The sequence below is a fragment of the Streptomyces sp. NPDC001406 genome (genome assembly GCF_042895285.1).
Classification (GTDB): domain Bacteria; phylum Actinomycetota; class Actinomycetes; order Streptomycetales; family Streptomycetaceae; genus Streptomyces.
The window spans coordinates 51,335-61,440 of record NZ_JBIAWG010000029.1 but is presented as its reverse complement, the minus strand read 5'-3'; the positions used below and the strand labels follow the sequence as shown (position 1 = coordinate 61,440).

The window sequence follows — 10,106 nt, the reverse complement described above, 5'->3', positions numbered from 1 at the left end:
TCCTCCGGGTACGGAGACTGGCGTCCCACCTGGGCATCCCTCCCTGGACCATCAAGATCCATTGTCAGGGTGTCCACTCCAAAGGATCAGCCTCAGTGGGGGCGCGGAGGGGGCTCGGGGCGGTGGTTGGTCGCTTTGGGTCAGTGACTGGGTGAGGACGGGCTGGTGGTGAGGGTCTGCAGTGGCGCAGATCTTCCAATCACCCACTGGGTGACGGGAGGCAATGCCTCGCTGGTCACATTGGCCCCACCAGTCACGCAGGGTGGGTGATTGGGAGGGTTGGGCCAGCGGGAGCCCCGGCATGGCCCACAGACGTGCCCCACCCTGCGCTCGCGCCCCGCCCTCCGACCGCAAGCCGCCAGCCCGCCGGGCCCCATCTGTATCCCGCCCCGGCCCCGCTGCCGACCCACCCTCCCCGCAGACCGCAGACCGCTAAGCCCCGCTAAGCCCGCTCGGCGTGCCATCACCCAGCTCCCGCGCTCCACCGCCCACCGGCCGCTCGCCGCTGAGCCGACCCGGCGTGCTGCCGCCCAGCCTCCGCGCCCCACCGCCCACCGGCCGCAAGCCGCCATGCCGACCCGGCATGCCATCACCCAACCGATGCGCACCCCACCCCACCGGCCGCAAGCCGCTGAGCCCACCCGGCATGCCACCACCCAGCCCCCGCGCCCCACCGCCCACCGGCCGCAAGCCGCTAAACCAGCCCGGCGTGCTGGCGAGGCGCGACCGCGTCCCCCGTCACCCCGGACGCGAACGCAGTTCACCCAAGGGGATGGCGCCTCAAGCCGGCCACTTTCCCCGGGCTGCCCGCTCGCTTCCAACCCGTGCTGGAACGCCCCTAGTCAAGGGTGCCCCGCAGGGGCATCGGCGGAGCCGACGCGACCGGAGGGAGCGCCCTTTACTCGGGGCGTGGAAGCACGACACTGACAAAGAAGCGGGCGGCCCCACGGCCACTCGTCAGCGCCGGGGAACTGCACCCCGCCCCGCCCGCCGCAGCCACCCGCACAACGCAAAGAGGCCCGTACGACCGGAGTCGTACGGGCCCCTTCGACAGCTACCGGGTCAGAGACCTGGTCGGGTCGGTCAAGGTCACTTGTTGATCTTGGTGACCTGGCCGGCGCCCACCGTGCGGCCACCCTCGCGGATGGCGAACTTCAGGCCCTCTTCCATGGCGACGGGCTGGATGAGCTCCACCGTCATCTCGGTGTTGTCACCCGGCATGACCATCTCGGTGCCCTCGGGGAGGGTCACGACGCCGGTCACGTCCGTCGTACGGAAGTAGAACTGCGGACGGTAGTTGTTGAAGAACGGCGTGTGGCGGCCACCCTCGTCCTTGGAGAGGATGTAGGCCTGCGCCTCGAACTCGGTGTGCGGGGTGACCGAGCCCGGCTTGATGATGACCTGGCCGCGCTCGACGTCCTCGCGCTTGATGCCGCGGAGCAGGAGGCCGACGTTCTCGCCCGCCTGGCCCTCGTCGAGCAGCTTGCGGAACATCTCGATGCCGGTGACCGTGGTGGTGGTCTTCTCGGTCTTGATGCCGATGATGTCGACGGTCTCGTTGACCTTGAGGACACCACGCTCGATACGGCCGGTGACGACCGTACCGCGACCGGTGATCGTGAAGACGTCCTCGATCGGCATCAGGAACGGCTTGTCGACGTCACGCTCGGGCTCCGGGATGGAGGTGTCGACGGCGTTCATGAGGTCGAGGACCGACTGGGTCCACTGCGCGTCGCCCTCAAGGGCCTTCAGCGCGGAGACACGCACGACCGGCAGGTCGTCGCCCGGGAACTCGTACTCGGAGAGGAGCTCACGGACCTCGAGCTCGACGAGCTCCATGATCTCCTCGTCGTCCACCATGTCGGCCTTGTTCAGGGCGACGACGATGTACGGAACACCGACCTGGCGGGCCAGGAGCACGTGCTCCTTGGTCTGCGGCATCGGGCCGTCGGTGGCGGCGACCACCAGGATCGCGCCGTCCATCTGGGCGGCACCGGTGATCATGTTCTTGATGTAGTCCGCGTGACCCGGGCAGTCGACGTGGGCGTAGTGACGCGCCTCGGTCTGGTACTCGACGTGCGCGATGGAGATGGTGATACCGCGCTGACGCTCTTCGGGCGCCTTGTCGATGTTGTCGAACGGGGTGGCCTCGTTCAGGTCCGGGTACGCGTCGTGCAGCACCTTGGTAATGGCGGCCGTGAGGGTCGTCTTACCGTGGTCGATGTGACCGATGGTGCCGATGTTGACGTGCGGCTTAGTCCGCTCGAACTTCGCCTTCGCCACTGGGGTCCTCCTGTGGAGTGGTTCTGTACGCCTTACTTCATCGGCGCCAGGTGATCTTTGCTGGAAAGCCCGGAACCCGGGGCAAACATCCAGGAATGTGGGTGTTTGCCCCTTGAGGCTCCGGAGTCAAGCCTAAAGCGTGTGAACGCGGTGCGTTACTCGCCCTTGGCCTTCGCGATGATCTCCTCGGCGACGTTCCGCGGAACCTCGGCGTAGGAGTCGAACTGCATCGAGTAGCTTGCGCGACCCGACGTCTTGCTGCGGAGGTCGCCGACGTAGCCGAACATCTCCGACAGGGGCACGAGGCCCTTCACGACGCGGGCACCGGCCCGCTCCTCCATGGCCTGGATCTGACCACGGCGGGAGTTGATGTCGCCGATGACCTCACCCATGTAGTCCTCGGGCGTGGTGACCTCGACGGCCATCATCGGCTCGAGCAGCACGGGGCTGGCCTTGCGCGCGGCCTCCTTGAAGGCCTGCGAACCGGCGATCTTGAAGGCGAGCTCGGAGGAGTCGACCTCGTGGTAGCCACCGTCGATCAGGATGACGCGCACGCCGGTCATCTCGTAGCCCGCGAGGATGCCGAACTGCATGGCCTCCTGAGCGCCGGCGTCCACCGAAGGGATGTACTCCTTCGGGATACGGCCACCGGTCACCTTGTTCACGAACTCGTACGAGGCGTCGCCGCCCTCGATGGGCTCGATCGCGATCTGCACCTTGGCGAACTGACCGGTACCACCGGTCTGCTTCTTGTGGGTGTAGTCCACGCGCTCGACGGCCTTGCGGATCGTCTCGCGGTACGCGACCTGCGGCTTGCCGACGTTGGCCTCGACCTTGAACTCACGGCGCATACGGTCGACCAGCACCTCGAGGTGCAGCTCGCCCATACCACCGATGATGGTCTGGCCCGTCTCCTCGTCCGAGTGGACCTGGAAGGACGGGTCCTCCTCGGCCAGGCGCTGGATCGCGACGCCCAGCTTCTCCTGGTCGCCCTTCGACTTGGGCTCGATGGCGACCTGGATGACCGGCGCCGGGAAGTCCATGGACTCCAGGATGACCGGGGCCTTGTCGTCGCACAGCGTCTCACCGGTCGTGGTCTGCTTCAGACCCATGACGGCGATGATGTCGCCGGCGCCCACCGACTCGATCTCCTCACGCTTGTTCGCGTGCATGCGGTAGATCTTGCCGATGCGCTCCTTCTTGCCCTTGACGGAGTTCAGCACCGAGGTGCCGGACTCCAGGCGGCCCGAGTAGACCCGGACGAAGGTGAGCTTGCCGAGGTGCGGGTCGCTCATGATCTTGAACGCCAGCGCCGACAGCGGCTCGTCCTCGGACGGCTTGCGCTTGACGACCGTCTCCGGGTCCTTGACGTCGTGGCCCTCGATGGCCTCGACGTCCAGGGGGGAGGGGAGGTAGCGCACGACCGCGTCGAGCAGGGGCTGGACGCCCTTGTTCTTGAACGCGGTGCCGCAGAACACCGGGGTGACCGTGGTGTCCTTGGACTTGCCGGACGCGATGGTGATGCGACGGATCGCGGCGTACAGCTGCTCCACGGAGGGCTCGGTGCCCTCCAGGTACAGCTCCATGATCTCTTCGTCGTTCTCGGCCACGGCCTCGAGCAGCTTGCCGCGGTACTCCTCGGCAGCCTCGGTGTGCGTGTCCGGGATGTCGACGACGTCGTACATCTCGCCCTTGGTGGCCTCGGCGGACCAGACCAGGGCCTTCATCGTCACGAGGTCGACGACACCCTTGAAGTCGGCCTCGGCACCGATCGGGAGCTGCATGACGATCGGCTGGGCACCCAGGCGGTCGCTGATCATGTCGACGCAGCGGTGGAACTCGGCACCGGTCCGGTCGAGCTTGTTGACGAAGCAGATGCGCGGAACGCCGTAACGGTCCGCCTGACGCCACACCGTCTCGGACTGGGGCTCAACACCGGCGACGCCGTCGAACACCGTCACGGCACCGTCGAGCACGCGCAGGGAACGCTCCACCTCGACGGTGAAGTCGACGTGGCCCGGCGTGTCGATGATGTTGATGGTGTGGTCGACGTCTTCCAGCGGCCAGTGGCAGGTGGTGGCAGCAGAGGTGATCGTGATACCACGCTCCTGCTCCTGCTCCATCCAGTCCATGGTGGCAGCGCCGTCGTGGACCTCACCGATCTTGTACGAAACGCCGGTGTAGAACAGGATCCGCTCGGTGGTGGTCGTCTTGCCCGCGTCGATGTGGGCCATGATCCCGATGTTGCGGACCTTGGCCAGGTCAAGTGAAGTGGTAGCCATAAGGCTTCAGTCTTCTCTCGGTCTCGATGTGGGTAGCGACTACCAGCGGTAGTGCGCGAAGGCCTTGTTGGATTCGGCCATCTTGTGCGTGTCCTCACGCTTCTTGACGGCCGCACCGAGGCCGTTCGAAGCGTCGAGAAGCTCGTTGAGCAGACGCTCGGTCATGGTCTTCTCGCGACGGGCGCGGGAGTAGCCGACGAGCCAGCGCAGCGCGAGGGTGTTGGCGCGACCGGGCTTGACCTCGATCGGAACCTGGTACGTCGCACCACCGACACGGCGGGACTTGACCTCAAGGGTCGGCTTGATGTTCTCCAGCGCGCGCTTCAGCGTGATGATCGGGTCGTTGCCCGTCTTCTCACGCAGGCCCTCCATGGCGCCGTAGACGATGCGCTCGGCGGTGGAGCGCTTGCCGTTCAGCAGCACCTTGTTGATGAGCGACGTGACCAGAGGAGAACCGTAGACCGGGTCGATGATGACCGGGCGCTTCGGGGCGGGGCCCTTACGAGGCATTCTTACTTCTCCTTCTTGGCGCCGTAGCGGGAACGGGCCTGCTTGCGGTTCTTGACACCCTGGGTGTCGAGGGAGCCACGGATGATCTTGTAGCGAACACCCGGCAGGTCCTTCACACGGCCGCCGCGCACGAGCACGATGGAGTGCTCCTGCAGGTTGTGTCCCTCACCCGGAATGTAAGCGGTGACCTCGATCCCGCTGGTCAGACGCACACGCGCGACCTTACGCAGGGCCGAGTTCGGCTTCTTCGGGGTGGTCGTGAACACACGCGTGCAGACGCCACGACGCTGAGGGGAACCCTCAAGTGCGGGCGTCTTGTTCTTCTCGACCTTGTCCTGCCGGCCCTTGCGGACCAGCTGCTGGATCGTAGGCACTACTTCTCCGGTTTCTGTGTGCCGATAGGTACAGCTAACCTGGAACGTCGCCGACCCACGCGGTCGGGTGTGTCGAATCCCGCGGACCTTTGCCGCCAGGCGAAAAAGGGCGCAGATTACGGTGGCCGGTGTCGGCTCGCCATGCGGTTGAAGGCACGCACGAGAGCCAGGGCACACCCCAGGCACAAGGTCTGAGCGTACCTACCTCACGGACTTCGGTCAAAACAAATGGAGTGCGCCCCGACACGCCGGGTTTGTCACCCTTGCAATCGTGGGCCCGGAGTGAATGTCGCGGGGTTGTCGCCGGTTCCGTGCCCATGCCAACGGCTTGTTCAGTACGTTGAACGGTTGCTGTACCGATCGTGGGGGACGGGGGAACACATGACGGCGGCCGACTTACCCGACGGGACCGGTCTCGACGACCGGGTGCCCTTCCTGGCGCGTCTGGAGAAGGGCGCCCGCGAGGCGCTGCTCGCCCTGGGCCGCGAGCTCGCCTTCCGCCCTCGGGACGTGCTGCTCCACCAGCACGAGCCCTCCTCGTACGTCCTCTTCGTCATCCACGGCTGGACCAAGGTCACCGCGGCCGCCGTCAACGGCTACGAGGCGCTGCTCGCCCTGCGCGGTCCCGGCGACATCGTCGGCGAGTCGGCCGCGCTCACCGGACGCCCGCGCTCGGCCACCGTGACCGCCCTGGAGCCGGTCCGCGCGGTCGCCGTCGAACGGGACCGCTTCACCGACTTCCTCGGGCACTCCCCCGACGTCTCCTACGCCCTCCTCGGCCTCACCTCCGACCGGATGCGCGCGGCCGACCAGCGCCGCCTGGAGTTCGCGTCCATGAACGTACGGGAACGCCTGGCCGCCCTCCTGCTCGAACTGGCCCGTACGAACGCCCGCTACACCGAGACCGGCGTCGAGCTCCTCGTCCCGCTCAGCAAGCAGGAGCTGGCCGGGTCGGTCGGGGCGTCGCGGGAGATGGTCCAGCGGCTGCTGAAGGAGCTGCGGGACCGCGGGGTGGTGGTCACCGGCCGACGGACGCTGCGGATCGTACGGATGGACGTGCTGCGGCGGATCGCGCGGGACGGGTGACGCGGAAACCCGGGGCTGGCTGACGCGGAAGCCCAGGGCGACGCGAAGGTCGGAACGGCTGACGCGAAGGCCCGGGACGGCCAACGCGAAGGCCCAGGGCGGCCGACGCGAAGGCCCGGGGCGGCTGACCCGGAAGCCCAGGACGGCCAACCCGGAAGCCCAGGGGGCGGACCCGGAAGCCCAGGGGGCGGACCCGGAAGCCCAGGACGGCCAACCCGGAAGCCCAGGAGGCTGACCCGGAAGCCCAGGACGGCCAACCCGGAAGCCCAGGAGGCTGACCCGGAGGCCCAGGACGGCCAACCCGGAAGCCCAGGGCGGCCGACGCGAAGGCCCGGGGCGGCTGACCCGGAAGCCCAGGACGGCCAACCCGGAAGCCCAGGGGGCGGACCCGGAAGCCCAGGACGGCCAACCCGGAAGCCCAGGGGGCTGACCCGGAGGCCCGGGACGGCCGACCCGGAGGCCCAGGGCGGCCGACCCGGAGGCCCCGTGAGCGGGCTACGGGCCAGCAAGCGCGTTCTGTGCACACGGTCACAGTTCGAGTGCGTCATCCGCCCTCTCCCCGGTGCCGCCCCACGCGCCACTCTTCTCGTCTCGCCGGGCGACAGCGACGGCCCCCTTCCCGAAAGGCGATCATGACCGATCCCGTGAGCCGGACCATCCTGCTGCTCGACATCGAGCGCTACAGCGACCGGGACGACGTCGAGCAGGCCTACTTACGGCGGATGCTGTACGACGTCACCGACCGCGCCCTGGAGAGCGCCGGGATCGACGAGACGCTGCGCCTGCGGGCCGACCGCGGGGACTCCGTGATGGAGCTGATCGACGCCAACTCCTCCGTGCCGGCCCTGCTGCGGGCCCTGCTCACCTCGGTCCCCGCCCAGCTGCGGGCGGTCAACCGCATGGCGTCCAGCTCGGCGCAGATCCGGCTGCGCGGGGTCGTCGCCTCGGGGTACGTCGCCATCGACGAGCACGGCTGGGTCGGCTCCGACCTCAACCACGCCTGCCGCCTCCTGGACGCCGGTCTGCTGCGTGCCGCGCTGCGCGAGCGACGGGACGACTTCGCGCTGTGCGTGTCCGAGGGGGTCTACACGGGAATCGTGCGGCACGACCACACGGGGGTCCCGGCGGCGGACTTCCACGAGGTGACCGTGGACAGCAAGAACGGCCCGCTGAAGGCGTGGCTGCACGGCCCGGTGCCCGAGGGGGCGGCCGGGCCCCGGAACCACAGTGAAACGGGGGCGGGGGGAGCCCCGGTGCCGGGTGCTTCGGGGGACGGCCCGGCACCGGGGCGGACATCGCCCTCCACTCCCCCCACCGGGGGCGTCGTCTTCAACTTCAACGGCGGCGCGCCCAGCTTCGGCGGCAGCCTGGTCGGCGGTGACCAGCACGGAGTCTCCGGCGGGCAGGTCACCGGAGATGTGCACCTCGGCGGGACCGGGGGTGACGCGGCGTGACGGTTCCGTCCGAGCAGCGGCCGCCGGACACGGAGGCCGCGCACGAGCCCGAGGGCGACAGACCCGGGGAAGAGGCCGAGAGCGCCCAGGAGGCCCGCGCCGCCCAGCGTGAGCTGTTCGCCCACACCCCGGGCTTCATCCTCGGCTCGGCGGCCTCCTTCGGGGGCAGCCTGGTCGGCGGGGCCCAGCACGGGGTGTCCGGCGGGCAGGTCACCGGGGACGTCTTCATGGGCGGCAAGACCGAGATCCACCACCATGGTCCGACGGCCGCCTCGTACGCCTCCGGAGAGGTCCCGCGGGCCGAGCTCGACGCCCTGGACGCGGTCTTCGCCGAGGGCCCCGCCTTCGAAGCCGCCCTGCACCGGCTGCGGCAGGAGCGGATCGTCGTCCTGTCCGGCCCGCACGCCGCCGGCCGCTACGCCGCCGCCCTTATGCTGCTGCACCGCCTCGGCGTGCCCGCCGTCCACGCCCTGCCCGCCGAGACGACCCCCGCGACCCTGCCCGCGCAGCTCACCCGGCCGGGCGGCCATGTACTGCGCGACCTGCCGCTGACCCGCAACCGGCCGCTGCGCGACACCCACCTCTACGCGGCCGTGGACCAGCTCAAGAAGACCGACGGCCACCTGGTGATCACGGTCGAGAACTCACCCTTCCTGCAGGGCGTCACCCCGACGCCCTGGCAGCCGCCGGCGGCCGAGGACGTCGTACGGGCACATCTGGCCGTACGCCGGCGGGACGAGACGGCGCGACTGCTGGCGCTCGCGCCGGTGCGGGAGTTCCTCGCGCGCGGGCGGCGCCCCGCCGAGGCCGCCGAGTTCGCGCGGGAGCTGGCCGCGTACGACGGCAGTGACGAGGCGGGCGCCCGGCTCGCGGACTTCGGGCAGACCGCGGTGGAGAAGCAGTGCCGCGGCTGGCTCGGCGCGCCTGAGACGGAGCTGCGCGAGAAGGCCTTCCTGATCTCGCTCGCGGTCTTCGACCAGGCCCCGTACGTGCTCGCCGCCGAGCTCGCGGACCGCCTCTTCGTGCACTTCCAGAAGCTCCAGCATCCCGAACTGCCCCCGGAGATCCCGGTGTTCGGGCCTTCGGCCGCGGACCGGCTGGAGCGGGCGCACGCGGAGGGGGAGTTGCGGGACGAGCAGACCGACTGGGGTGCCGTACCGCAGTTCATGGCGGGGTTCCGGGAGGAGCGCACCGCGCGTGTGCTGCTCACCGAGGTCTGGACGGGGCACCCCTCCGCCCGGCCCGCGCTGGTGGCGTGGCTGCGTGAACTGGCCCGGGACGGGCGGCCGGTGGTGCGCACCCGGACCGCCGCGGCCGCCGCGCTGCTGGCCGCCGCCGATCTGCCCTCGGCGATCGCGCTGCTCATCGACGGCTGGGCCGACTCGAAGGCCTTCGGCCCCCGGGTGACGGCCGCCAACGCGCTCACCCTGGCCCAGCTCCTCGACGCGCCCGCCGTACCGCGGCTGCTCACCCAGTGGTGCACGGACTCGCACTGGGCCCGCCGCTGGACGGCCATCCGGGCCTTCGGCCTGCTCGCGCCGCTCCGCCCCGAGCTGGCGGGCCCGGCCCTGGCCGCGCTGGCGGGCCGGGCGCGGGCGGACGTCAGCAGCGACGCGGAGGCGGAGAGCCTGATCGAGTCGGCGGCCCTCCTGCTGTCCTCGGGGCGGCGCCCCGGCGAGGTGCTCTCCGAGTTCGTACGGCTGCTGTACGACGACACCCCGGCGGTCCGCGCCCTCGCCCTGAACGCCTTCGTACGCGCCTGCGACAACGCCGAGGAGGGCGCGCTCGTCGAGTGGTACGCCGACACCGGCATGTACGAGCCCGACTCGGCCCGCGACCTGGCGACCCTGTGGCGCACCGCCCTGGGCGACCGGGCCCACACCCGACAGGCGCTGGGCGCGCTGCGCACCTGGGTGCATGTCGCCCAGCGCCGGGCGGACGCGGCCCAGGCCCTGGAGCTGCTGCTGCCCGCGCTGGTCGTCGAGGCGGCCGACCGTGACCGGCTCGACCACGAACTGCGCACCATGCGCGCGGAGGACGGGGGGCCGCGGCCGCCCGTGGCCGACCGGCTGCTGGACGTGCTCTGGCCCGCCGCTTCGACTCTTTCCTGACCGACC

7 protein-coding genes are annotated in these 10,106 nt (G+C 69.9%); 3 read left to right on the top strand and 4 right to left on the bottom strand.

What is annotated here, in order from left to right:
- Window positions 1-1,089: 1,089 nt before the first annotated feature.
- The 4 genes from tuf to rpsL form a co-directional block, all read right to left on the bottom strand.
- Window positions 1,090-2,283: an elongation factor Tu gene (tuf, locus tag ACFY1J_RS43375; RefSeq protein ID WP_263211576.1), complete on the bottom strand. Its 1,194-nt coding sequence runs from the start codon at window positions 2,281-2,283 to the stop codon at window positions 1,090-1,092.
- Window positions 2,284-2,438: 155 nt separating this feature from the next.
- Window positions 2,439-4,565, bottom strand: a complete 2,127-nt coding sequence (fusA, locus tag ACFY1J_RS43370) for an elongation factor G (protein ID WP_390733143.1) — start codon at window positions 4,563-4,565, stop codon at window positions 2,439-2,441.
- Window positions 4,566-4,604: 39 nt separating this feature from the next.
- Window positions 4,605-5,075 (bottom strand): 30S ribosomal protein S7, encoded by a 471-nt coding sequence (rpsG, locus tag ACFY1J_RS43365; RefSeq protein ID WP_003992340.1) that lies wholly within the window; start codon window positions 5,073-5,075, stop codon window positions 4,605-4,607.
- A 2-nt stretch (window positions 5,076-5,077) separates the two neighbouring features.
- Entirely contained in the window at window positions 5,078-5,449 is a 372-nt protein-coding gene (gene rpsL, locus ACFY1J_RS43360; protein ID WP_003948652.1) for a 30S ribosomal protein S12, read from the bottom strand.
- Window positions 5,450-5,830: 381 nt separating this feature from the next.
- Between rpsL and ACFY1J_RS43355 the strand changes: the two genes are divergently transcribed.
- The 3 genes from ACFY1J_RS43355 to ACFY1J_RS43345 all read left to right on the top strand — a co-directional run bounded on the left by ACFY1J_RS43355 (window position 5,831) and on the right by ACFY1J_RS43345 (window position 10,100).
- Window positions 5,831-6,535: a Crp/Fnr family transcriptional regulator gene (locus ACFY1J_RS43355; RefSeq protein WP_390710240.1), complete on the top strand. Its 705-nt coding sequence runs from the start codon at window positions 5,831-5,833 to the stop codon at window positions 6,533-6,535.
- 632 nt (window positions 6,536-7,167) lie between these two features.
- The gene (locus ACFY1J_RS43350) at window positions 7,168-7,989 is read left to right on the top strand and encodes a hypothetical protein (protein ID WP_390710241.1); all 822 of its coding nucleotides are present in this window, start codon (window positions 7,168-7,170) and stop codon (window positions 7,987-7,989) included.
- Window positions 7,986-10,100: a hypothetical protein gene (locus tag ACFY1J_RS43345; RefSeq protein WP_390733142.1), complete on the top strand. Its 2,115-nt coding sequence runs from the start codon at window positions 7,986-7,988 to the stop codon at window positions 10,098-10,100. The genes ACFY1J_RS43350 and ACFY1J_RS43345 overlap by 4 nt, the downstream gene beginning before the upstream one ends.
- Window positions 10,101-10,106 lie beyond the last annotated feature (6 nt).

Coding starts and splice junctions, on each gene's coding strand:
- ACFY1J_RS43355 (WP_390710240.1), top strand. CDS start 5,831: ATGACGGCGGCCGACTTACCCGACGGGACCGGTCTCGACGACCGGGTG.
- ACFY1J_RS43350 (WP_390710241.1), top strand. CDS start 7,168: ATGACCGATCCCGTGAGCCGGACCATCCTGCTGCTCGACATCGAGCGC.
- fusA (WP_390733143.1), bottom strand. CDS start 4,565: ATGGCTACCACTTCACTTGACCTGGCCAAGGTCCGCAACATCGGGATC.
- rpsG (WP_003992340.1), bottom strand. CDS start 5,075: ATGCCTCGTAAGGGCCCCGCCCCGAAGCGCCCGGTCATCATCGACCCG.